Origin of the sequence: Hungatella hominis (genome assembly GCF_014288005.1) — a bacterium.
GTDB classification, from domain to species: Bacteria; Bacillota; Clostridia; order Lachnospirales; family Lachnospiraceae; genus Hungatella; species Hungatella effluvii.
In genome coordinates this window covers 94,806-117,820 of record NZ_JACOPB010000002.1, presented here as the reverse complement: position 1 = coordinate 117,820, position 23,015 = coordinate 94,806, and the positions used below count along the sequence as shown (strand labels likewise).

The following is a 23,015-nucleotide window of genomic DNA, read 5'->3' as shown; positions in this document are numbered from 1 at the left end:
GCCCGGATTGTTTTGACCTCATGTCAGTGGGGGATATCTGCCTGCCACAAGTTTGTTTTTGCGATTCATCTCCCACCTGTAGAGGCTGGGGGAATTCTCGTTGATTTTGTTAAACTTTTGGTGCTTAAATTGCACTCACCATTCTCGGCTCTGGCCAGATCCAGATAGTTATACAGTGTATAGCGGGAAATCTTTAAGTAATCACAGACCCGGTCACTGGCTTTGGTGATCAGAAAAGCGCCCTTTGCGTCAAGATATCCTGTAAAACGGATTTTATCCAGACGGTTCATCTCTTCTGCCGGTTTCCCAATCAGTTCACCAGCCTGTTCAATAAGAAAATCGAGTACATCACTGATGTTGCCTGCAAACGTCTCCTTGCATTCCTCTTCCGGTTTTTCTGTCTCCATGCCGGGAACGTAACGGTTATACTGGTGCAGTATCCCTTCCAGGGCGACGGTCTGCGTGATATCCAGATTAATGCAGAGTGAGCCGATTACATTACCGTCATCGTCATAGAGAAACATTGTGGAAGAGCGCAGAATCTTTCCATCTGGTGTGTGGACAACGTAGTTGTACCGGTCTCCGTCCTTAACTTCTCCGCGCAGTACCTCCAGGCCAAGGTTGCTTCCGCAGTCACCGATTTTGCGCCCGGTAATGTGGCCGTTACGGATATCAACGACCGTATGGGCGTAATCCCTGGTCAGATCGTGCAGAATCAGTTCACAGCGGTTGCCGAATTCATTCTCCAGCATGTTTAAAAGCCTTTGCCAGAATGGCCAGTTATCGTAGATAGTTTTCATAAACCCCTCCGTTATTGTTGGCTTGTCTTTTCTTATTTAATTTTATCACTGAAGTATGAACTGGTCAAATAAAATGTTGAAAAGAATATGGAAAAAACGATAAAATCAACAAAAAGTATGAATATAACCTGACAAAAAGTAGAAAAAATTAATATGAAATAAAAAAAATAGGCAAAATGTCAGGAAACAGCCAGATAAAGTTAAAAAATATATGGATATATGGATGAGTATAAAATGAATTGATTTTTGAGCGGAATTATTTGAAAAAGGGATTTCCTGGTTCTGCGGCCATTGAATAATGAATGGAAGAGTGTTAGAATATGTATCATTGAAACAGGCTGAACATAAGGAACAGGAGGCATCGTATATGGCGAAGATTGGAATTATCGGCATCGGCAATATGGGCAGTGCGATTTTAAAGGGGCTGCTTCATGTATATGGTAAGGGAGACATCATTTTCACGGATGTGAATGAGGAGAAATGCGAAGAGATCACGGAGGAGACGGGAGTCACTCATGTGGGAAGCAACGCGGAATGTGCCAACCAGGCGAAGTACATCATTCTGGCGGTAAAACCCCAGTATTTCGATCCGGTGCTTAAAAATATCCGCAATGTGGTGACGGAAGCCAATGTGATTATTTCCATTGCACCGGGAATCACCATCGGCCAGCTGAAGGAAAAGCTGGGAATAGAAAAACGGGTGGTGCGGGCGATGCCGAATACACCGGCGCTCCTGGGCGAAGGGATGACGGGCGTCTGCTACGATACAAAGGCGTTTGATGATGAGGAAAAAGAGACCATCCGGGAGATATTCACCTCATTTGGTGAGATGTGTATCGTGGAGGAACGGCTGATGAGTGCGGTTGTCTGTGCCAGCGGAAGCTCTCCGGCCTATGTATACATGTTTATCGAGGCCCTGGCTGACAGTGCGGTGAAGTACGGACTCCCACGGGACACCGCCTATAAGATGGCGGCCCAGACCGTTTTGGGAAGCGCGAAGATGGTGTTGGAAACCGGAGAACATCCGGGGGCGCTGAAAGACAAGGTCTGCTCGCCGGGGGGTACGACGATCGCGGCGGTAGCAGCGCTGGAGGAACATGGGTTCCGCAATGCGGTGATTAAGGCGGGAGACGCCTGTTATGAGAAATGTGAAAATATAAAATGACGCCACATATCAAGATGGCGAAATATATAATTAAGAAATAAAGTGTAAAGATGGAGGATATCAGATGGAACAGCCGCCGGTAAAGCGTTTGAACAGGGAACTTAAGTATCAGGGAACAATTTTAAAGATCTACGAGGACACAGTCGAAGCAAATGGGCATGAGGCTCACTGGGATTTTATCCATCACAACGGCGCGGCAGCAGTGGTTCCCGTGACGAAGGAAGGAAAGCTTCTGATGGTCCGCCAGTACCGGAACGCACTGGACCGCTATACGCTGGAGATTCCGGCCGGCGCTCTGGATTTCCCGGAGGAGCCGAAGCTGGACTGTGCGCACAGGGAGCTGGAAGAGGAGACTGGATTTAAGACAGACAAAGAAAAGATGGAGTATTTAATCAGTGTGAACACGACCGTGGCCTTCTGTGATGAGGCCATCGACATCTTTGTAGCCAGGGAACTGGAGCCGTCCAGACAGCATCTCGATGACGACGAGTGCATCGATGTGGAAGAATGGACAGTTGCTGATTTGGAAAAGCTTATTTTTGAAGGTAAAATTACGGACGGAAAGACGATTGCTGCCATCATGGCATACGCCAGAAAATACCACGTGGAATAACCGGACGGTTTAGCCGCCCCGACGAATCCGGTGCATAGAAATCCCCTTACAGGCATAGATTGTGACAAGACCTGTGAGGGGGTTTTTGTATATGGCCATACGACTTCGAACCATGGGACCGAGACTTCGGATACGGGGCGGTACGTTTACGCCCATCCATTTTCGAAAAAGCCCGGCTGCCCTGCCTGCCGTGGGATACGGAAGCGGCGGAAACCGTTTTATCCTGTTCTTTTTTGCCGGACTCCTGGCAGGGACAGCCGCGGCTAATTTCCTGCATGCTTCTTTAAGCGATCAGGCGGGATACTATTTAAATCTGCTGAGCCACCAGTCGAATCTGGGAAGAACGGAGCAGCTGGCGCTGTTTGGAGATATCTGTCGTCAGAGAATGATTGAAGTGCTGATCGCCTGGCTGATCGGCCTGACCGCCTACGCGGTGCCGTGCTTCTGCGTTCTGAGCACCGGTTTCGGCCTGTCGGTGGGGGTGGTCTTATCCGTTATGACGGGACAGAAGGGAATTCTGGGACTGCCGTTTTTTCTTGCGAGTGTGATGCCGCAGGCATTTCTGTACGTACCGGTCTGGTGTCTGCTGCTTATGTGGGGAATCAGGAGAAACGGAAGACTGAGAATTCCGGCGCTGCTTCTGGTGCTGGCATTTGTGGCTGCCGGAAGTGCGTGCGAGGTGTGGCTGAATCCCTACTTCCTGAGTATGACTGGGTAAAAATGTCTGAAAGACCGCATGAAAAGGGCATTTTCAGGCTAAATGACGAAAAAAGTCAAAAAAATATTTAAAACTTTTTTTACAACATGTTGCGAGAAAAATCCCTGCGTTTCCAACATGTTGTACTTTTTATGTAAAGTAGTACGAAAATGCCCCCAAAGTGGGAAAAATGTGTTTGATTTTATCGAAATAACTCTATATAATGGATAGGAAGAGGCCGATTTTGGGGCTGTTTTGATACCGGCAGGTTAGGGGACGTAGAGATGGTTACGGAGATAAATGAGTTTGTAAAGTACTTAAGAGAGGTGAAGAAGACCTCTAAGAATACGGAGGTCTCTTATCAGAGAGACTTACTGCAGCTGGCTTCCTATCTGGAGGCACAGGGAATTACGGATGTGGAAAAGGTTACAAAGACAAGCCTTAATTCCTATGTGCTGTATCTGGAGAAGGAGGGCAGGGCTACTACAACCATTTCCAGGACTCTGGCTTCCGTGAAAGCGTTTTTTCACTATGAATTCGGAGAGGGACGGATTCGAAGAGATCCGGCGGAACTTATAAAGGCTCCGAAGATTGAGAAAAAAGCCCCGACCATACTGACGGTGGAGGAAGTGAACAGCTTACTGGAGCAGCCAAACGGCGATTCGCCGAAGGAGATCCGGGACAAGGCCATGCTGGAGCTTCTTTATGCTACGGGAATCCGTGTTTCGGAATTGATTAATTTAAAGGTGGAAGACATCAATCTGGCAGTCGGTTTTATCACGTGCCGGGATGAACATAAAGAGCGCATGATTCCTTTCGGGAAGGTTGCGAAGCAGGCCATGCTGAATTACATGGAAAACGGACGCGTCAGTCTGTTAAAGGGCCAGGAGAGCGAGTGGCTGTTCACCAACTGCAGCGGCCGCCCCATGAGCCGCCAGGGCTTTTGGAAGATTATTAAATTTTATGGAGAAAAGGCCGGTATTCAGGCGGATATAACGCCTCATACGCTGCGCCACTCCTTCGCTGCCCATCTTCTTAAGAACGGAGCCGATATTCACGCGGTTCAGGCCATGATGGGCCATTCCGATATGGCGACGACCCAGATGTACATGAATTACGCCCAGGGAGAGGCGGTTCGCAGTGCATACGCGGGGGCACATCCGAGAAATTAACAGAGAATTTTATGAAAGAGCCAGTTTTCAGTACCTGGCTCTTTTTTTGATGCAGTAAACAGCAAAATTTCAGGAGTAACGATCATTTGGGGTAAAAATTTTACGATATATGCTTGAAATTGTTCTACCGATTTCAAATCGTTTTAGGGTATATTAGCAATTAGATCACAGGCAGTGTGTCCTGGTGCAGAATTCGTATATTTGTAAAACAGATGGAGGAAAAGATGCAGGTAGATTTATTGGAAGTCATTGAGGCGTTCGTAGGGGGCTTTGGAGTTAATATGACGGTCATAAAAACGCCTGATGACGAAATCGGGGATTTTGACCTGGGTATCAGGAAGATGTTTATGGCTGAGGGCGGGACCGGACAGACGGTGAGGCATCTGTACAGTATCTGTCAGGAGGGTATCCTGTACTTCTTAAATGACTGTTTTGAAATGGAATACTGCCTGTTCCGAATACCGAAGGAAGAAGGCCAGTATGGAGAAATGGTGTTAGTTGGGCCGTATCAGAAGGAATATGTGGATGAGTATCAGCTCAATATGCTTGTGCAGTCCCATAAAATCCCCATGGGACTGATGAAGGAGCTGCAGGAATACTATAATGCGGTTCCGGTTATGCTGCTCTATGAGCCATGGCTGGCAGTCCTTACAGCCCTGGCAGGGAAACTATATGGCGGACGGGAACTGGATATTGTCCGCAGAGAAAGCATTGATGAATGCGGGGATATGAATTCTTTCAGCAATCCTCCAACTGAGCCTCTGGCGGCAAAGCTGATTGAAGAAAGATATAAAGCAGAAGAGGAGCTGATGGCTGCCATAGCTCAGGGAAACTTAGAAAAAGCCTTAAAGGTCCATGGGAGATTTCGTAATTTCCACATTGCCAAACGGTATAAAGACCCTGCAAGGAACTTCAGGAATCTTATGATTACGGCCAATACGCTTTACCGGAAGGCGGCCCAGGCGGGATGCGTGCATCCGGTACATATTGATGAATTGTCCTGCAGGTTTGCGAAGAAGATAGAAACGCTGATGACGAAGACGGAGGCAGACCGGTTCAATCTGGAGATGATTCGCAAGTACTGTATGCTCGTGAGGAATTACTCTCTTCAGGGATATTCGCCTCTGGTTCAAAAGGTAGTCAACCATATTGATTTAAATCTGATGTCCGACTTATCACTCAGGAACCTGGCGGCAGAGTATTGTGTCAATCCCAGCTATCTGTCCTCGCTGTTTAAGAAGGAGATGTCAGTAACCATAACGGCATACGTAAACCAGCAGAGGATGAAGCAGGCGATCCGTTATCTGAATACGTCCAATATGCAGATTCAGAATATTGCGGCAGATGTGGGAATCTCGGATGTGAATTATTTCAGCAAGCTGTTTAAAAAGGCTACAGGTAAAACTCCCAGCGAGTATCGGGAGCTGATTCTCGTCCGGACCCAATTGTAGGGAGCTGACAAAAAATATAATAATATTACAGATTTCTACAAAAACTCTCCTCATACATTTTTTCGGGCAGTGTTAAAATGTCGTTAGAAAAAGGAGGACGACTGTCCTAAGGGGACCATGCTTTTATTAAATTATCAGGAGGGTTTATACATATGGGAACATCAACGAATACAAGCGGTATGCACCGCGCGAAGTTGTGGCAGATCGGGGGATTTGCATTTAATAATACGGCTACGAACCTGTACATGTTTATGATGAACTTTATCGCTTATTACTTAACCGGTTATGTGGGGGTAGGTGTAGTCGTTGCATCAACGTTGATCACCACGATGCGTATCTGGGACGGTGTCACAGACCCGTTCATCGGATATCTGGTAGATAAGACGAATACAAAATTCGGCAAAAACCGTCCGTTTATGGTCATCGGTAATGTGATTCTTGCCGTCGCAAGCTTTATCCTGCTTCATGTGACCCATCTCTTTCCGCAGGGGGCGCGTTTTATTTTCTTTGTGCTGATTTACATGATTTATATCATTGGCTATACGTTCCAATGTGTAGTTACGAAATCCGCCCAGTCCTGTCTGACCAATGACCCAAGGCAGAGACCTCTGTTCTCGATATTTGACGGCGTTTATAATACGCTCGTATTTGCGGTGCTTCCGATCTTTATTTCCGGTTATTTAGTACCGAAACACGGCGGCTTCAACGCCTCATTCTTCCACGAAATCTGGTGCTATGTGGCGGCCGTATCCGCGATCCTGACCTGTATTGCCATTTACTGCATTTCCAGCAAGGACCGCCTGGAGTTCTTTGGTACAGGCAAAGCGGTCAAGGTAGGGTTTAAGGATTACTGGGAAGTGCTTAAGAGCAACAGGGCTATCCAGATGCTGGTAGTAGCGGCATCTACGGATAAGCTGGCATCCTCTGTCCGAAGCAACTCTACCATAGGCGTTATCCTGTATGCCATCGTCTGCGGCAACTATGCGCTGTCCGGCGCTGTAGCCGGTTATACGTCCATTCCGAACATGCTGATCCTGTTCTTTGGTGTAGGCTGGATCGCAACCCGTTTAGGACAGAGAAAGGCCATGCTGTTCGGAACCTGGGGAGGTCTCATTTTTACAATTTTAAATATTGTACTGTTTGTGGTCGGAGATCCGTCCCAGATGTCATTTCCGGGTATTGCAGGCTTCACCGGCTGGAATTTCTTCACCCTGGCATTTCTGGTGTTGTATATTCTGGGACAGGGGTGTATGGGAGTATCCGGCAACATCGTTATTCCCATGACTGCTGACTGTGCCGACTATGAAGTTTACCGTTCCGGGAAATACGTTCCTGGCCTGATGGGAACCCTGTTCAGTTTTGTAGATAAGCTGATTTCCTCTCTGGCGGCGAGTATCGTAGGCGTTATGTGTGCCATGATCGGTTTTAAAGAGACTCTGCCTACTGTAGATACTCCCTATAGCCCTCAACTGAAATTCATCGGCCTGACCTGTTTCTTCGGATTGATTTTATTCGGCCTGTTCTGTAACCTGGTAGCCATGAAGTTCTACCCTCTGACAAAGGAAAAGATGGAAGAAATTCAGGAAAGGATCGCAGAAATCAAAGCGCAGGCGCAGCATGCTTAAAACAGGAGGTTGCTTCATATGGAGAAAATTATGATTTCCGGGTTTTCCGATGAGATCAGTTCTGATTTTGATGAACAGCTGAAGGTGGTTACAGGACTTGGTATGGAGTACATTTCCCTTCGTACTGCCGATGGTAAGAGTATAGCCGATTATACGGCAAAAGAGGTGAAGGAGAAGCTGCTGCCGAAGCTTAAGGACGCGGGAGTCCGGGTATCTTCCTTAGGCTCTCCCATCGGTAAAGTTGAAATCGGTGATGAGGAAGGGTTCGCAAAACAGCTGGTTCAGCTGGAGGAGTTATGCAGGATCGCAAAGGTACTGGACTGTCGTTACATTCGCATTTTCAGTTTCTATATTCCGGAGGGACGGAATCCGGAGGACTACCGGGAAGCAGTGATCGAAAAGCTGATAAAGTTTGACGCGGCAGCCAGAACGTACGGCGTTGTACTGATCCATGAAAATGAAAAGGGGATCTATGGAGATGGGAAGGAGCGCTGCAGGGTGATCCTGGATGCGTTGGGAAGCGATCATTTTAAGGCAGTCTTTGATTTTGCCAACTTTGTGCAGTGTGGAGAGGACCCTGTGGAGTGCTGGAAGCTTCTACATGACCAGGTTGTTTATATCCATATTAAGGATGCCGTGGCATCGGATAAAGAAAATGTGCTCTGCGGGACCGGCGAAGGAAAAATTAAAGAGATTCTGGAGAGAGCTGTCAGAGAAGAAGGATATGAGGGCTTCCTGACACTGGAACCCCATCTGGTAGTATTTGATGCGCTGAAATCCCTGGAGCTCGCGGATGCGGACAGCATCATCCGGGAAAACAAGGCCACGGACGGTGCGGAAGGCTACGCGATGCAGTATCATGCTCTGAAAGAGATATTAAACGCTATAGAGCGTTAGGTGGAAAGGAGAGTTTCTATGGATAAAGTAAGATTTGGATTAGTTGGAATCGGGGCGCAGGGAGGCGCGTACGCTGGATTTTTAACAGGCAGGGGCGGCTTCCCTGGGATGCCTGCGCCGGAGTGTCCGCCGCACTGTGCCCTCGGTGCATTGTGCGATACGGACCCTGCGAAGGAGGCCATGTGTAAAGAAAAGTATCCCGAGACACCGTTTTTTAGAGACTGGAAGGATCTGGTGGATTCCGGTACGGTTGACGCGGTAGTTACGACGGTTCCCCACTATCTCCACACAGAGATTGCGATTTACTGTCTGGAAAGGGGGATGAATGTCCTGGTTGAGAAGCCGGCGGGCGTATACGCAAAGTCTGTGCGTGAGATGAACGAATGCGCGGCGGCGCATCCGGAGACGGCTTTCGGTATTATGTTTAATCAGCGCACCAACAGGCTGTATCAGCAGGTTAAGGATATCATCGAGTCCGGAGAGCTGGGACAGATCCGCCGTTCTAACTGGATTATCAATTCCTGGTGGCGTCCGGACAGCTATTACCGTCAGAGCGGCTGGCGCGCGACCTGGGGAGGAGAGGGCGGAGGCGTCCTGGTCAATCAGGCTCCTCATCAGCTGGATCTGTGGCAGTGGATATGCGGAATCCCCAATAAGGTTTACGCAAAATGCATCTATGGCGATCACAGGGATATTATTGTGGAGAACGACGTTACCATTGTTACGGAATATCCTGGCGGAGCGACCGGGAGCTTTGTAACCTGTACCCATGATCCCATCGGTACAGACCGTCTGGAGATCGACCTGGACGGCGGAAAGATTGTCGTGGAAGACAGCAGAACAGCGACAGTTTACCGGCTGAAGAAAAAGGAAGACGAGTTAAACCGCACGATGTCCATGATGGAGCTGGTGAAATTGACACAGGGAAACGCTGCCGGAGCTGATGGCCTGTACACGGTGGAAACCTTTGAGAATACAGATGGATGGGGCGTGCAGCATATGACCGTAATGGAGAATTTCGCATGCCATATACTGGAGGGAACCCCTCTTTTGGCACCGGGGGCCGACGGCATCAACGGTGTAAACCTGGCGAATGCGACCCTGCTTTCCAGCTGGCTGGGAAAGGAAGTGGATCTGCCGGTTGACGAGGATCTGTATCTGGAAGAACTAAACAGGAAAATTGCCGCCGAAGGCAAATTCCCAACCCGTTAGCGTAAATGCGCCGGTGCAGAACCGGCGTATATCCGCAGAACCTGGAGGAAGAAAGATGAAGAAGGCCGCAGTTATTGGACTGGGAGATATATCCAAAATACATATACCGATCATAGAGTCAAGTCCGGATATGGTTCTGTGCGCGGTTTGCGACAGCAATCCGGAGGCGAAGGAAGCAGCACCGTCCGGCACAGCCTTTTATACGGATTACCATGAGATGGTGGAGAAAGAAAGACCGGACTGTGTTCATGTGTGTCTGCCCCATTACCTGCATTATCCGGTGACGAAAGAACTGGTGGAGATGGGCTGCAGCGTCTTCTGTGAAAAGCCGGTGGCCCTAAATACGGAGGAAGCCGAACGGTTTGTCCGGCTGGAAGAAGCGCATCCGGAGGTCCGTATCACCATCTGCCTGCAGAACCGTCTCAACGAGAGCGTGGAGCTGTTAAAGAAGCTCATAGAAAGTGGTGAATATGGGCAGGTGGTGGGGACGAGAGGCATCGTCCCCTGGTACCGTCCGGCCGAGTATTACCGCGTAAAGCCCTGGAGAGGAAGCTGGATTACGGCAGGGGGCGGTTGTATGATTAATCAGTCGGTGCATACTCTGGACCTTCTGTACTATTTAGGCGGAAACATGAAAGGGCTGAAAGCCTCTGTAAGCCAGATCCTGGATTACGGCATCGAGGTAGAGGATACGGTGACCGCAAGGCTGGATTATGCAAATGGTGCGAGAGGTCTGTTCTTTGCCACGAATGCCAACTATAAGAACGAGGCGGTGCAGATTGCGGTCCAGCTGGAACGCGCTGAGTTCCGTATAGAGGAAAATATCCTGTATCAAATCCTGCCGGGTGGAGAAAAAAAGTATCTGACTGAGGACAGGAAATTTCCAGGGACCCGTTTCTATTACGGCGCCAGTCATGAAAAACTAATTCGCAGGTTTTATCAGGTACTGGAAGAGGATAAAGGGGACTATATCCGAGTAAAGGACGCGGAAATGAGCATTCGCCTGATAGACGCCATTTTAGAGTCTGGCAGGAGCGGCGCTTACGTAACCATATCGTGATTTCAGAGAGGAGATATCGTATGAATAAGGGACTGATCGGAATTCAGATGAGTACCATCAAAGATAAAATTGCAGAGCTTGGGGCCTATGGGACATTAAGGGCCTGCGCAGAGCTGGGGTATCACTGCGTGGAGGTGTCTCAGATACCTATGACAGAGGGGAATGTTGCAGGCATGAAGAAGGCCTGTGAGGAATTCGGAATTAAAATCGCAGCTTTAAGCGCAGCTATGGAGCCGATGATGCCGGGGATGCCAGGGGAGTACCTGACTACGGATTTTGATAAGATTGTGACGGACTGCAGGACGTTAAACTGTGATATGCTGCGTATCGGCATGCTTCCAATGACCTGCATGGGGAGCCGTGAGAAGGCTCTGGATTTTGTGAAACGTGCAGATGAGATCGCCGGCAGATTAAAAGAGCAGGGAATTGATTTGTATTATCACAACCACCATGTAGAGTTCGTAAAGTATGACGGTGAATATCTGCTGGACATTATCAGGAACCATACAAGATATATGGGATTTGAGCTGGATATCCACTGGATCCACCGCGGTGGAGAGAATCCGGTGGAATTCATAAAGAAGTATGATGGAAGAATCCGGCTGCTCCATTTAAAGGATTACCGCATCGGACAGATTCAGATGCCGGAGGGACCGTTTGATCCGAAGGCCTTCATGGCTGCATTTTCTGACATCGTGGAATTTGCGGAGATAGGAGAGGGGAATCTTCCGGTTAAGGAATGTATAGAAGCCGGTTTTGCCGGAGGCAGCGAATATTTTCTCATTGAACAGGATACCACGTACGGGAGAGACCCGTTTGAAAGCCTGAGGATCAGCAAAGAGAATCTGGAGAAGATGGGATATGCGGACTGGTTTTTCTTGGATTAGAGCGTGTTTGAAAATTGCTATCTGCCAGATGTGCGGCTCCCGGCGGCAGGAGGCAAAACGATGAGGAAAAGAAGTATGCAGGACCATCCAGACTACATTGATCCCAACCAGATGATCGCTCTGGAAGAGGAGATGGCTGCGCTGAAAAAAGAGTACGGAATCGTGGATAAACCGAAGTGGTGGATGCGTCTTGGTGATTTCATCGCAAACCATGCCGGGAACAGACAGCCGGTACCGGTATACAGAAAGAAATATATCCTGCTGGCCCTGTGCCTGGGATGGGCCGGCGGCCATCGGTTTTATACGAAGCAGTATGCCCTGGGCTTTATTTACCTGCTGTTTTGCTGGACAGGAATTCCGTTTGCAATGACATTAATTGATTTGATGATTGCACTGCCCAGGCAGGCTGACGAGCAGGGCAGGCTGTTTCTGTAATGGCGCTGGGGTTTCTGCGTCCCGGCAGGCTGGAAGCTTTGGTACATTTTTTCGGCCGTATAGAGATAAGAAATGTAAAAAGAAAAGCAAAAAAATAGACTGATTTCTTTGTGGGCCTGTGCTATAATGAAAGAGCCGCGAAGAGCAAGGAAGATTCGGAACGCTGCCGGAAACCGCTCATGGTTTCCGGTTATTTTTATTTCGGTTATTTTTATTTCATAGGAACTCTTGTCCTATGAAATGATGTATGAAAAAAGTAAAACTACAAAATATAAAGAAGAGGTAAAAAGCATGAAAAAACTAGAAGATTACGTAACAAGTATCCCGGATTTCCCGGAGCCGGGCATCATTTTCCGTGATGTCACCACTATTCTGCAGGACGCGGACGGGCTGGCACTGGCGGTTGACGGCGTGCGCGGGATGTTAAAGGATGTGGATTACGATGTCGTAGTCGGCCCGGAATCGAGAGGGTTTATCTTCGGCGTTCCGGTTGCCTACGCGGAGCACAAAGGCTTCGTCCCGGTGAGAAAGCAGGGAAAGCTTCCGAGAGAGGTTATCTCCGCCGATTATGAGCTGGAATACGGCAAAGCCACCATCGAGATGCACAGAGATTCCATAAAGCCAGGCCAGAAGGTCGTGATCATCGATGATTTAATCGCCACGGGCGGCACTACCCAGGCCATTATCGGACTGATAAAGGAGATGGGCGGTGAGGTTGTAAAGATCTGCTTTATCATGGAGTTAAAGGGCTTAAATGGAAGAGAAAAATTAGATGGATATGAGGTGGAATCCCTGATTGCCTACGAGGGTAACTAAACGGAGAACATGAATCACAGAGGTGTAGAGAATGGATAAAATCCTGTACCATGGAACCTTTTTAACAATGGATGAGTCCCGGACTGAACCGGAGGCGGTTCTGATCCGGGACGGAATGATCGGCGGAACCGGCACGCTGGAGGAGATGAAGGCGCTGGCTCCGGACGGCGCGCTTTGGGACATGGAAGGCCATACGGTGCTTCCCGGCTTTATCGACGGCCACTCCCACTTAAGCGCGGTGGCGTACCAGCTGTTAATCGCCAACCTAAAACCGTCGCCGCTGGGAACCTGCGACAGCGTGGAGGACGTGGTGCAGGTGCTGAAGACCTTTTTGGAGACGCATTCACTAAAAACGGGCCAGTGGCTGCTGGGCATGGGATACGACAACAGCGTCTTCCCGGAGGGCGTTCATCCCACCAAGGAAGATTTAGACCGCGTGAGCACGGAGATTCCCGTCGCGGCGACTCACGTCTCCGGCCATCTGTGTGTGGTGAACACGAAAGGGCTGGAGCTTTTGGGATACACGGGAGATCATTTCACAGTTCCCGAGGGCGGAGTCGTGGAACCCACAGGGCTTTTGAAGGAACAGGCATTTCTCGGGAAAAACGGAGAGATGCAGGGGCCTGCTCCCGAAGATGTGGTGAAGGCGGTGGGAGATGCCTCAGAGCTGTACGCATCCTATGGCCTGACTACGGTTCACGACGGCAAAGTCACGGAAGGGCAGTATCAGCTCTTAAAGGGAGCCGCGTCCATGGGACTTCTAAAGAACGATGTGGTCATGTATCTGATACCGGAACTGGCCGGTCAGTTTCTGACGGAGCAGGGACCGGAAGCGCTTGCGGCGAAAGGCTATGAAAACCATCTGCGCCCCGCGGGAGTGAAGCTGTTTCTGGATGGCTCGCCTCAGGGAAAGACGGCCTGGCTGTCAGAGCCGTACTATGTGGTTCCGGACGGCGAGAAGCCGGATTACCGGGGATTTCCGGTGCAGACGGAAGCCTATGTGATGGATATCATGCGCACCTGCGTGAAAAACCGCTGGCAGATCAATGTACACGCCAACGGGGATGAAGCGATCGAGCAGATGATCCGCTGCTATCAGTCGGTACTTGAGGAGACGGGGAGTGAGAAGAATCTGCGCCCTGTGGTCATTCACTGCCAGACCGTGCGGGAAGATCAGCTGGATCGGATGAAGGAGATCGGCATGATCGCCAGCTTTTTCCTCGACCATGTGTATTACTGGGGCGACTACCACTATGAGTCCGTGCTGGGCCCGGAGAGGGCGGCCCGCATCAGTCCGGCCCGTTCGGCCCTGGAGCGCGGAGTCTCCTTTACGCTTCATCAGGACAGCCCGGTGGCTCCGCCCGACGTGATGGGGGCGGTACACAACGCTGTGAACCGGAAGACGGCAAAGGGCCGTGTGCTGGGAGCAGAGCAGACGATCACTGTAATGGAAGCGCTTAAGGCCGTGACGGTGAACGGAGCGTACCAGATTTTTGAAGAGGACAGGAAGGGAAGCATAGCGGCGGGGAAGGCTGCGGATTTTGTGATCCTGAAAGAGAACCCGCTCCTGGTTCCTGAAGAGAGACTCAGGGATATAAAAGTTCTGGAGACGGTCAAGGCCGGAGAGACGATATACAAACGATAAGGAATAACTACATTATGACAAAGAAGAAACCGACTTCCAAGGATGTTGCCCAGTTGGCCGGTGTTTCCCAGCCCACTGTTTCCATGATTTTAAACAACTATGATAATGTCCGCTTTTCGCCGGAGACGGTACAGCGTGTGATGGACGCCTGCACGAAGTTGAACTACCGGGTTCCTTCTAAAAGAAAAGGAAACAGCGGGGAGCGGTACGAGAAGCTGATTATGGCCATGTGTCCGTCGTACACCAATCTGTACTATATCAGTCTTCTGGAGGCCATGTGTAATCAGGCGGAGGAGCGGGGGTATTCTCTCACGGTCTTCTCCAGCGGACGAAATATGAAGCTGGAAGGCCAGTTTGCCAACCTCGCCTGCCAGCAGGACGCGCTGGGAGCGCTGCTTCTTTACAAGCCCGCAAATTCCGTGGCGCTTCAGCAGCTCATTGCGAATATGCCCGTGGTAGCCATCTGCGACAAGACGGAAGTCTCCAATATGGATATCATAGAACTGGACAGCGAAAAGCTGGGGATGATCATCGCCGAGCATCTTCTGAGTCTGGGACACAGGAAAATTGCCTATATTTCCACCGAACTGAACGAACGCCATCCGGCCAGGCTTTACCGGCTGAAGGGCATGCAGAATGCCTATGCCAGGGCAGGAGTCAGTCCCTTCAACATCCTGACCTGTACCATGGACAGCGAGAAGATTGCGTATACGAAGGACATCACATCGTATGAGACCGGCTACTGTCTTGGAAAACGCGTGGTGGAAAAGTATGATGACATCACCGCCCTAGTCGGGATGAACGACATGGTGGCCATAGGAATTATGGATGCGCTGGCAGACAAGAAGTATAAGGTTCCACAGGACTATTCTGTCTGCGGCTGTGATAATACGATGATTTCCCAGTACAGGACTATTTCCATGACATCGGTAGAGCATTTTGATGCCAACCGGGGACGGGAAGCCGTCGATGTGTTGATACGAAAAATCGAGCAGGAAAATGGAACCGACGGGGATTTGTGGCCGGCCAGTGCCGTGCGTGTGGAATTTGTCCCAAAACTGGTTGCGAGAGCCTCGACAGGGCCAAACCGGAGAAAAAAATAGAAAAATTTTGAAAAATTATTACTAATAATATTAGTAAGCAAAAAGCAGGGGAACGGCGAAACGAAGAAATATTGATTTAAAAAGTGGATAAAACCGTAATGGACGGATAAATAGTTAATTTTATTACTAATAAAATTAACTATTTATCCGTTTTTTTGGGGTTTATTAATTTTTGAGTAAAAGTGCACAGGTTGACAAAGGGAATATTGACATTATTATATAAAATATACAACAAAAAAATTGATAAATCAAAAACAGATAGGAGACTGAAAGATGCAGATCGAGCCTGAATGCTTTACTATTGAGGATTATTTACATCATACCTTTTCCTGCGAATGCGGACGTTCTCATCATACCGATGTGGAAAAAATCCTGATTTCGCAGGGAGCACTGGAGCGGGTGCCGGAGGCAGTGGAAGAACTGGGATACCATCACGTATTTCTGGTATCCGACTATAATACGTATCAGGCGGCGGGAGAACGGGTGGAGAAGCTGTTGCGGGATCGGAACCAGGCCTGCACCTCTTATGTGATTCCCAGAAAGATTGTGGTGCCGGATGAGCATACGCTGGGTGAGCTGCTTGTCCACTTCAATCCGGAGTGCGACCTGATTATCGGAGTCGGCACCGGTACGATCAACGATATGTGCAAGTTTTTAAGCTATCAGATGAAGATGGAATACATGATTATCGCATCGGCCCCTTCCATGGATGGCTTTGCTTCGGTTGGCGCGGCTTTAATTGTAAATAATCTGAAAACAACTTATAATGCTCATGTACCGAAGGCAATTGTTGGAGATGTTGATATTCTTGCAAAGGCCCCCATGAATATGATCGCGGCCGGCGTGGCGGACATTCTCGGAAAATACACCTGCCTCTGTGACTGGCATTTATCGAATCTTGTGAACGGCGAATATTTCTGCCCCGTCATTGAGCGGATGGTGAGATATTCGTTAAAAAAGATGATGGAGCAGGTCAAGAACTTAAAGGAACGGACCCCGGAGACGATTCAGACGGTCATGGAGTCCCTGGTTCTTACCGGCATTGCCATGAGCTTTGTGGGAAATTCCAGACCGGCTTCGGGCTGTGAACATCATATGTCTCATTATTGGGAGATGAAGTTCCTGTTTGAAGGGAGACCGGCGGTCTTACACGGCACAAAGGTAGGCGTAGGAACGATGACGGCGATTCGGTTGTATCAGAAATTTATGGAATCAGAAATCGATTATGAGGAGGCGGTGAGGAGAGCAGAGGCATTTGATTTTGCGGAATGGTCGGAGAATATGAAACGGACTTACGGTGCAGCGGCGGACGGAGTGATCGCCAATGAAAAGACAGAACTAAAAAATGACCCGGAGGAAGTGAAGAAACGTCTGGTGGTTATACGGGAAAAGATGGGAGACATCAGAAGAACCGTCAGCGATTTAGTGCCGAAGGAAGCGCTTATAAGGGGGATTTTAAAGGATTTGGAAGCGCCCGTTAATCCGCTGGAACTGGGAATCGACTGCGGCATGGTGAGTGACAGCATAGAGGTGGCTAAGGAGGTCAGGGACCGCTATACACTGCTTCAGCTCCTGTGGGATCTGGGAATTCTGAAGACTGTCGCAGAGGAGACGGCCGCTTCTTTTCAGAAAGAGATGGAAAAGTAAAGAGGGATAGATGGATGGAGAAACGATATGCAATCGGTCTGGATTATGGAACTCTTTCCGTGAGGGCACTGCTCCTTGATATGGACAGCGGAGAGGAAGCCGGCACAGCGGTGTATGAATATCCCCATGGCGTGGTGTCAGGGAGTCTGCCGGATGGCAGCCCGATCCCGCCTGAATATGCACTCGCGGTTCCGGAGGACTATCTGCAGGGATTAAGCCAGGTGGTAAGGGATTTACTGAGGGAGAGCGGCGCGGTGCCGGAGTCGGTGAAGGGGATTGGCCTGGATGCCACGTCGGCCACGGTGATTCCGGCAGATAAAAGCGGTATGGCCATATCCATGCTTCCAGGTTTTGAAAGCAGCCCTCACGCTTACATCAAGCTGTGGAAACACCATGGGGCAAAAAAATACGCGGAAAAGATGTACAGTCTGGCAGATAACTGGAAAGAGGAGTGGCTGACTCTTGTGGGAGGCAAAGTAAGCTGTGAGGCATTTCTGCCGAAGACCCTGGAGACCCAGGAAGAGGATGAAGCCGTTTACAAACGCTGCCACACCTTTCTGGAGGTGGGGGACTGGCTGACATGGTATATGACGGGAGAATGCGTCCGGAGCACGTCCATGGCGGGCTGCAACAGCTTCTACCAGCGGGGAATCGGATATCCAGATGAGGATTTCTTAAGGAAAATAATGCAGGAGTCAGAGCCGGTTACCAGAAAGTATAAAGGCCGGTTTGTTGCCCTGGGGGGCTGCGTAGGACGGCTGACACAAAGGGCGGCGGACCGTATGGGACTTCTGCCGGGAGTGCCGGTGGCAGCGGCCATGATTGATTCTCATGCCGCGGTGGTCGGCGCAGGGGCCGACCGGGTAGGCGACGTGACGGCGGTTATGGGAACCAGCGCCTGTTACCTGCTGAATTCTCATACCGGGGAGGGGATACCGGGAATTTACAGCTGTGCTTATGAGGCTCATATACCGGAGCTGTTTGGATATGAAGGAGGCCAGTCCTGTGTCGGCGAGTGTCTGGAGTGGTTCGTGGACAACTGTGTACCGGAAAGCTATATGAAAGAGGCAGGGCAGGCGGGAATCGGCATTCATGAGCTGCTGCAGAGGAAGGCGGCCGCCATACGGCCGGAGCAGCGCGGACTGGTGGTTTTAGACTGGTGGAATGGGGTGAGAAGTCCGCTGATGCGACCAGAACTGACGGGAGTGATGACCGGACTGACTATCTATACGAAGACCGAGGAAATGTACCTGGCGCTAATGGAGGGAATCTGTTTTGGGGCCAGGGTCATAGTGGATACCTTCCGTGATTCGGGGCATTCCGTGGAACGTCTTATTGCGGCCGGCGGGATCCCGATGAAAAGCCCGTTGATGATGCAGATGCTGGCTGATATCTGCGGTACGGAAGTACGGGTGTGCGAAAGCAGACAAAGCAGTGCCAGAGGAAGCGCCATTATGGGCGCGGCGGTGGCGGATGGGACGGAAAAAACGTCTAGAATACTGAAGGACTGGATTCATAAGCTGGGAGCGGGGACGTCCGCAGTCTATGATCCAGACTGCGGAAACAGGGCAGTTTATGAGGAAAAATACAGGAAATATATACGGTTAAAAGAAATATTTGTGAACATTGACAGCAAAGGTTTACTAAACGGGGAGGAAGACAAAAAATGAAGAAGAAACTGATTGTTTTTTCGGCAGATGCAATGGTGTCTGAGGATGTCGATTATTTAAAAACATTACCCAATTATCAAAAATACTTGGCAGGCGGCTGTATGGTCCAAAAAGTCGATTCTGTCTACCCGACCATTACGTATCCCTGCCATACCACGATGTGCAGCGGCGTGTGGCCGGATAAGCACGGCGTCGCGGGGAATCTGCAGATGATACCGGGAACATCGCCGCTTCCATGGAAGTGGGATTACAGTAATACCAGATGGAAAGAGGATATTTTTACTGAGGCGAAAAAGGCGGGATACACGACAGCAGCCGTCTTCTGGCCGGTAACGGGCAACCATCCGGCCATTGATTATCTGATCGATGAATACTGGACTCAGTTTCCGGAGGATACGCCCCGTGAGGCGTGGAAACGCATGGGCTCCAGCGAGGAGATGCTGGAGATCGTAGAACGCCATATCGGGGACAATAAGATCAGAATTCATCCGCCGACGGAGCGGTTTATCGTGAGCTGTACCTGCGATATTATCCGGCAGTATAAGCCGGATGTGATGTTCCTTCATCCGGCCAACATTGACGCCTACCGCCATCAGACAGGGCTGTTTAACGACAGAATTCTGACCGGTATTGAAGAGACAGACCAGTGGATCGGTGAAATCATGCAGGCCGTGGAGGAGATCGGGGAGCTGGAAAATACGAATCTGGTGCTGACCAGTGACCACGGGCAGATGGAGATCAAACGCGTGATCAACCCCAACGTGATTCTGGCGGATCATGGACTGATCCGGAAGAATGAGGAGGGAACGCTGGAAGACTGGGAGGCATGGTGCCTGTCAGGGGGATTGTCGGCACTCGTATATTTAAAGAATCCGGAAGACCGGGAGACTTATGAGAAGACATACAGCCTTTTAAAATTTATGGCGGAGGAAGGCATTTACGGAATCAGTCAGGTGTTTACCACAGAAGAAGCAGATGAGAAGTATCATCTCGACGGCCCGTTCTCCTTTGTACTGGAATCGGATGACTATTCTTCGTTCGGCGATTCGATTCATCGTCCAATTGTGACGAACTATGAGGTATCAGACTATCGTTATGGAAGAGCTACCCACGGGCATCTGCCCTTTAAGGGGCCGCAGCCAGTCTTTCTGGCAAAGGGACCTGACTTTAACGAACATGTGACGCTTCAGAGAGGAAGGCTGGTTGACCAGGCGCCGACCTATGCGAAACTGCTCGGATTCGAGCTTCAGGGAGCCGACGGTCAGGCCATCGAATCTTTCATACGAAAATAGCGAAAAAGACAAAAACCAGTGAATGGAAAGGAGTATTACAGTGGCAGCCATTGAATTTAAAAGTGTTACCAAAAGCTTCGACAACAATGTGGTCATCAGGGATATCAATCTGAAAATAGAGGATGGCTCATTTACTGTTTTAGTAGGACCGTCGGGGTGCGGAAAGACTACGCTTCTACGCATGATCGCAGGAATCGGACCGCAGACATCGGGAAAGGTATTGATTGATGGGCAGGATGTAAGTGAAATTGCTCCGGGAAAACGGGGTGTAGCCATGGTATTTCAGAACTATGCGATTTACCCCACCATGACCGTGCGGGAAAATATCGAGTTCGGACTGAAGAATAACAAGATACCGAAGGATGTGAGAAAGCAGCTGATCGAAGAGGCCAGCGATAAGGTGGGACTTTCCCAGTTCCTGGACCGCATGCCAAGCACTCTGTCCGGCGGTCAGCGTCAGAGAGTCGCGCTTGCGCGTGCCATGGTGAAAAAGCCATCCGTGTTCCTGATGGATGAACCGCTGTCCAACCTGGATGCAAAGTTAAGAGTCCAGATGCGCGTGGAATTAATCGAGCTTCACAAAAAACTGCAGACGACCTTCGTCTACGTTACACACGACCAGGTGGAGGCCATGAGTATGGCCGATACGGTAATTCTGATGAATAACGGTCTGATTCAGCAGATCGCCTCCCCGGAAGAGATATACAGCGATCCGGCAAATTTGTTCACCGCCCGCTTTATCGGTTCTCCGGCAATGAATATCGTGGCACTTCAGGGGGGAAACCGGCTGGGGTTCCGGCCGGAACGGGGAATTCTCACAAGAGAAAAACGGGACTCCGGCGTCTTCCATACGAAGGGGATTGTCGTTACAAGAGAGATGCTGGGGCGTGAGACGACCTATTCCGTGCGGGATAAGATGGGGAGAACCTATATGGTAACCGGGCTGGAGGATCCGTTCCGGGTAGACGATATGGTATTTTTAAGCGTAGATATGGAGCATATCTATTTCTTTGGAAAGGATGAGACGCGTATCCGCCCGGGAGATGAGGAGTACGATCCCTGCCTGGAACTGTTAAGGAGGGACGTATGAAAGGAAAGATTACTGAAAAAATAGTTCCCTATATCCTGGTGGCTCCGGCAATGATTGGGATTCTGCTTTTCGTGGTCTATCCTATCATCAAGCTGATACATATGAGTTTTTACAAGGTAAACCAGTTAAACGCAGCCAAGACGAAATTTGTGGGACTGGAAAATTATGAGAAGATATTTAAGACTTCAGAGTTTCAAAAGGCGCTGGTCAATACAGGGTATTACTCCCTTTTCATGATTCTGATCGTGCTGGGATGTTCCCTGATCTTCGCGGTATGGCTCGGCTCCCGCGCGACAAAGATGAATTCCTTTACGCAGGCGGCCGCATTTCTTCCGCATATCATTTCCATGGTATCCATCGGCCTTATTTTCCAGCAGATGATGGACCCGGACTTCGGCGTTTTTAACTCGGTGTTAAAGGCGCTGGGGCTGCCTGCAAGCCAGTTCTTAAGGAGTTCCGACACTGCGCTGGCATCGGTTATCTTTACCTCTGCGTGGAAGAGTATCGGATATTACACACTAATTTTAATCGCAGCGCTCCAGAGTATACCGCAAAGTATCTACGAAGCTGCGGATCTGGACAACGCGGGAAAATGCCGGACATTTTTCAAGATTACGCTGCCTCTTATCTCACCTCAGATCTTTTTCGTGCTGATCGTTATGACAATCGGAAATTTCAAGGTGTTTGAGACCATCCGCGTCATGACGGCGGGCGGCCCCAATAACGCGACTACGTCGCTGGTATACTACATCTACAACAAGGTGTTTATGGACTTCAATGTAGGGCGCGCCGCGGCGGGCGGGGTGGTGCTTCTGGTTCTGGTAGGAATCATGACCGTTCTCTATTTTGTCAGCTTGTCGAAAAAAGTACATTATCAGTAGGGGGGACGAAACATGTATAAATTGAATCAGAAAATATGGGCAGCCATAGGGATCGTGTTAAAAGCAGCGCTGGTGCTGGTGTTTGTATTTCCGTTTTTCTGGATGGTCTCCGTGGCCCTGCAGACGGAAGCGGAAATCAGTTCTTCTCCGCTCACGCTGTTTCCGGCAGTTCCTCAGTGGATCAACTTTATAACCGCGTGGCAGAAGGGACCGTTTTTGCTGTATTTGAGAAACTCCCTTTCTATCATTGTAAGCGTGATTGCGCTTCAGATGGTGATCATGGTACCCGCGGCCTATGCGTTTGCCAAATATGAGTTTAAGGGGAAAAAGATCATGTTTGGTCTGGTGCTGATTGCATTTATGACGCCGGGGCAGATCACCTTCCTTCCGATCTATCAGATGATGTCAGATTGGGGAATCATGAATTCCCTGCTTCCGCAGATTCTGCCGTTTATGACGAATGCGTTTGGAATTTTCCTGCTGAGACAGTATTTTATGCAGGTTCCGGACGAATTAATCGAAGCGGCAAAGCTTGATAATGCAGGCGCGCTGAAAATTGTCTATAAATTAATGCTTCCCATGGCGAAACCGGCCATGAGCACGATCGTGCTGTTCAGCTTTGTCAGCCACTGGAACGATTACTTCTGGCCGCTGGTTATGACCCAGTCCACAGAGGTCCGTCCGCTGACAATCGGAATCGCAATGCTTAAGAATACCGAGGGTGTAACAAACTGGAATACCATTATGGCGGGGAACTTGATTCTGGTATTCCCGATTCTGATCGTATATGTATTGTGTTCAAAATCAATTATAAAGTCATTTGCCTATTCAGGCATCAAATAAAAAAGAGGAGGATT

At 49.6% G+C, this 23,015-nt stretch carries 21 protein-coding genes; 20 read left to right on the top strand and 1 reads right to left on the bottom strand.

Annotated elements, in window-relative coordinates; translation table 11 throughout:
• Positions 1 to 65: 65 nt before the first annotated feature.
• Positions 66 to 800 (bottom strand): helix-turn-helix transcriptional regulator, encoded by a 735-nt coding sequence (locus H8S75_RS04820; protein WP_187019778.1) that lies wholly within the window; start codon positions 798 to 800, stop codon positions 66 to 68.
• A 367-nt stretch (positions 801 to 1,167) separates the two neighbouring features.
• Here H8S75_RS04820 and proC point away from each other — a divergent pair, with 367 nt between their 5' ends.
• The 20 genes from proC to H8S75_RS04720 all read left to right on the top strand — a co-directional run bounded on the left by proC (position 1,168) and on the right by H8S75_RS04720 (position 23,001).
• Positions 1,168 to 1,965, top strand: coding sequence for a pyrroline-5-carboxylate reductase (gene proC / locus H8S75_RS04815; protein ID WP_187019776.1), 798 nt, complete (start codon positions 1,168 to 1,170; stop codon positions 1,963 to 1,965).
• A gap of 64 nt (positions 1,966 to 2,029) precedes the next feature.
• Positions 2,030 to 2,578: an NUDIX hydrolase gene (locus H8S75_RS04810; protein ID WP_002602129.1), complete on the top strand. Its 549-nt coding sequence runs from the start codon at positions 2,030 to 2,032 to the stop codon at positions 2,576 to 2,578.
• A 91-nt stretch (positions 2,579 to 2,669) separates the two neighbouring features.
• Positions 2,670 to 3,296, top strand: a complete 627-nt coding sequence (locus tag H8S75_RS04805) for a stage II sporulation protein M (protein ID WP_187019774.1) — start codon at positions 2,670 to 2,672, stop codon at positions 3,294 to 3,296.
• Positions 3,297 to 3,559: 263 nt separating this feature from the next.
• Complete coding sequence (gene xerD / locus H8S75_RS04800; RefSeq protein WP_187019773.1) at positions 3,560 to 4,447, top strand: site-specific tyrosine recombinase XerD; 888 nt, start codon at positions 3,560 to 3,562, stop codon at positions 4,445 to 4,447.
• Between the two features lie 224 nt (positions 4,448 to 4,671).
• The gene (locus tag H8S75_RS04795) at positions 4,672 to 5,898 is read left to right on the top strand and encodes a helix-turn-helix transcriptional regulator (protein WP_187019771.1); all 1,227 of its coding nucleotides are present in this window, start codon (positions 4,672 to 4,674) and stop codon (positions 5,896 to 5,898) included.
• A gap of 152 nt (positions 5,899 to 6,050) precedes the next feature.
• Positions 6,051 to 7,523, top strand: a complete 1,473-nt coding sequence (locus H8S75_RS04790; RefSeq protein ID WP_187019769.1) for an MFS transporter — start codon at positions 6,051 to 6,053, stop codon at positions 7,521 to 7,523.
• Between the two features lie 18 nt (positions 7,524 to 7,541).
• On the top strand, positions 7,542 to 8,420 hold the full coding sequence (locus H8S75_RS04785) for a sugar phosphate isomerase/epimerase family protein (RefSeq protein ID WP_187019767.1): 879 nt from the start codon (positions 7,542 to 7,544) through the stop codon (positions 8,418 to 8,420).
• An 18-nt stretch (positions 8,421 to 8,438) separates the two neighbouring features.
• On the top strand, positions 8,439 to 9,632 hold the full coding sequence (locus tag H8S75_RS04780; RefSeq protein WP_187019766.1) for a Gfo/Idh/MocA family protein: 1,194 nt from the start codon (positions 8,439 to 8,441) through the stop codon (positions 9,630 to 9,632).
• A gap of 55 nt (positions 9,633 to 9,687) precedes the next feature.
• Positions 9,688 to 10,692 (top strand): Gfo/Idh/MocA family protein, encoded by a 1,005-nt coding sequence (locus H8S75_RS04775; protein WP_117633361.1) that lies wholly within the window; start codon positions 9,688 to 9,690, stop codon positions 10,690 to 10,692.
• Between the two features lie 20 nt (positions 10,693 to 10,712).
• Positions 10,713 to 11,579: a sugar phosphate isomerase/epimerase family protein gene (locus H8S75_RS04770; RefSeq protein WP_187019764.1), complete on the top strand. Its 867-nt coding sequence runs from the start codon at positions 10,713 to 10,715 to the stop codon at positions 11,577 to 11,579.
• A gap of 60 nt (positions 11,580 to 11,639) precedes the next feature.
• On the top strand, positions 11,640 to 12,014 hold the full coding sequence (locus H8S75_RS04765) for a TM2 domain-containing protein (RefSeq protein WP_187019762.1): 375 nt from the start codon (positions 11,640 to 11,642) through the stop codon (positions 12,012 to 12,014).
• A gap of 291 nt (positions 12,015 to 12,305) precedes the next feature.
• Positions 12,306 to 12,830, top strand: a complete 525-nt coding sequence (locus H8S75_RS04760; protein WP_187019760.1) for an adenine phosphoribosyltransferase — start codon at positions 12,306 to 12,308, stop codon at positions 12,828 to 12,830.
• Between the two features lie 31 nt (positions 12,831 to 12,861).
• A complete protein-coding gene (locus H8S75_RS04755; RefSeq protein ID WP_187019758.1) occupies positions 12,862 to 14,475 on the top strand; it encodes an amidohydrolase in 1,614 nt (537 codons plus the stop codon).
• A 14-nt stretch (positions 14,476 to 14,489) separates the two neighbouring features.
• On the top strand, positions 14,490 to 15,578 hold the full coding sequence (locus H8S75_RS04750) for a LacI family DNA-binding transcriptional regulator (RefSeq protein ID WP_002602141.1): 1,089 nt from the start codon (positions 14,490 to 14,492) through the stop codon (positions 15,576 to 15,578).
• A gap of 273 nt (positions 15,579 to 15,851) precedes the next feature.
• The gene (locus tag H8S75_RS04745; RefSeq protein ID WP_187019756.1) at positions 15,852 to 17,225 is read left to right on the top strand and encodes a sn-glycerol-1-phosphate dehydrogenase; all 1,374 of its coding nucleotides are present in this window, start codon (positions 15,852 to 15,854) and stop codon (positions 17,223 to 17,225) included.
• Between the two features lie 14 nt (positions 17,226 to 17,239).
• Positions 17,240 to 18,895 carry a ribulokinase gene (locus tag H8S75_RS04740; protein WP_187019754.1) on the top strand — a complete coding sequence of 552 codons (1,656 nt, stop codon included), beginning with the start codon at positions 17,240 to 17,242 and terminating at the stop codon, positions 18,893 to 18,895.
• A complete protein-coding gene (locus tag H8S75_RS04735) occupies positions 18,892 to 20,187 on the top strand; it encodes an alkaline phosphatase family protein (protein WP_187019753.1) in 1,296 nt (431 codons plus the stop codon). The genes H8S75_RS04740 and H8S75_RS04735 overlap by 4 nt, the downstream gene beginning before the upstream one ends.
• A gap of 40 nt (positions 20,188 to 20,227) precedes the next feature.
• Complete coding sequence (locus H8S75_RS04730; protein ID WP_002602145.1) at positions 20,228 to 21,277, top strand: ABC transporter ATP-binding protein; 1,050 nt, start codon at positions 20,228 to 20,230, stop codon at positions 21,275 to 21,277.
• A complete protein-coding gene (locus H8S75_RS04725; RefSeq protein ID WP_002602146.1) occupies positions 21,274 to 22,158 on the top strand; it encodes a carbohydrate ABC transporter permease in 885 nt (294 codons plus the stop codon). The genes H8S75_RS04730 and H8S75_RS04725 overlap by 4 nt, the downstream gene beginning before the upstream one ends.
• A gap of 12 nt (positions 22,159 to 22,170) precedes the next feature.
• Positions 22,171 to 23,001 (top strand): carbohydrate ABC transporter permease, encoded by an 831-nt coding sequence (locus H8S75_RS04720; protein WP_002602147.1) that lies wholly within the window; start codon positions 22,171 to 22,173, stop codon positions 22,999 to 23,001.
• The last annotated feature ends 14 nt before the right edge of the window (positions 23,002 to 23,015 follow it).

Coding starts and splice junctions, on each gene's coding strand:
- H8S75_RS04820 (WP_187019778.1), bottom strand. CDS start 800: ATGAAAACTATCTACGATAACTGGCCATTCTGGCAAAGGCTTTTAAAC.
- proC (WP_187019776.1), top strand. CDS start 1,168: ATGGCGAAGATTGGAATTATCGGCATCGGCAATATGGGCAGTGCGATT.
- H8S75_RS04810 (WP_002602129.1), top strand. CDS start 2,030: ATGGAACAGCCGCCGGTAAAGCGTTTGAACAGGGAACTTAAGTATCAG.
- H8S75_RS04805 (WP_187019774.1), top strand. CDS start 2,670: ATGGCCATACGACTTCGAACCATGGGACCGAGACTTCGGATACGGGGC.
- xerD (WP_187019773.1), top strand. CDS start 3,560: ATGGTTACGGAGATAAATGAGTTTGTAAAGTACTTAAGAGAGGTGAAG.
- H8S75_RS04795 (WP_187019771.1), top strand. CDS start 4,672: ATGCAGGTAGATTTATTGGAAGTCATTGAGGCGTTCGTAGGGGGCTTT.
- H8S75_RS04790 (WP_187019769.1), top strand. CDS start 6,051: ATGGGAACATCAACGAATACAAGCGGTATGCACCGCGCGAAGTTGTGG.
- H8S75_RS04785 (WP_187019767.1), top strand. CDS start 7,542: ATGGAGAAAATTATGATTTCCGGGTTTTCCGATGAGATCAGTTCTGAT.
- H8S75_RS04780 (WP_187019766.1), top strand. CDS start 8,439: ATGGATAAAGTAAGATTTGGATTAGTTGGAATCGGGGCGCAGGGAGGC.
- H8S75_RS04775 (WP_117633361.1), top strand. CDS start 9,688: ATGAAGAAGGCCGCAGTTATTGGACTGGGAGATATATCCAAAATACAT.
- H8S75_RS04770 (WP_187019764.1), top strand. CDS start 10,713: ATGAATAAGGGACTGATCGGAATTCAGATGAGTACCATCAAAGATAAA.
- H8S75_RS04765 (WP_187019762.1), top strand. CDS start 11,640: ATGAGGAAAAGAAGTATGCAGGACCATCCAGACTACATTGATCCCAAC.
- H8S75_RS04760 (WP_187019760.1), top strand. CDS start 12,306: ATGAAAAAACTAGAAGATTACGTAACAAGTATCCCGGATTTCCCGGAG.
- H8S75_RS04755 (WP_187019758.1), top strand. CDS start 12,862: ATGGATAAAATCCTGTACCATGGAACCTTTTTAACAATGGATGAGTCC.
- H8S75_RS04750 (WP_002602141.1), top strand. CDS start 14,490: ATGACAAAGAAGAAACCGACTTCCAAGGATGTTGCCCAGTTGGCCGGT.
- H8S75_RS04745 (WP_187019756.1), top strand. CDS start 15,852: ATGCAGATCGAGCCTGAATGCTTTACTATTGAGGATTATTTACATCAT.
- H8S75_RS04740 (WP_187019754.1), top strand. CDS start 17,240: ATGGAGAAACGATATGCAATCGGTCTGGATTATGGAACTCTTTCCGTG.
- H8S75_RS04735 (WP_187019753.1), top strand. CDS start 18,892: ATGAAGAAGAAACTGATTGTTTTTTCGGCAGATGCAATGGTGTCTGAG.
- H8S75_RS04725 (WP_002602146.1), top strand. CDS start 21,274: ATGAAAGGAAAGATTACTGAAAAAATAGTTCCCTATATCCTGGTGGCT.
- H8S75_RS04720 (WP_002602147.1), top strand. CDS start 22,171: ATGTATAAATTGAATCAGAAAATATGGGCAGCCATAGGGATCGTGTTA.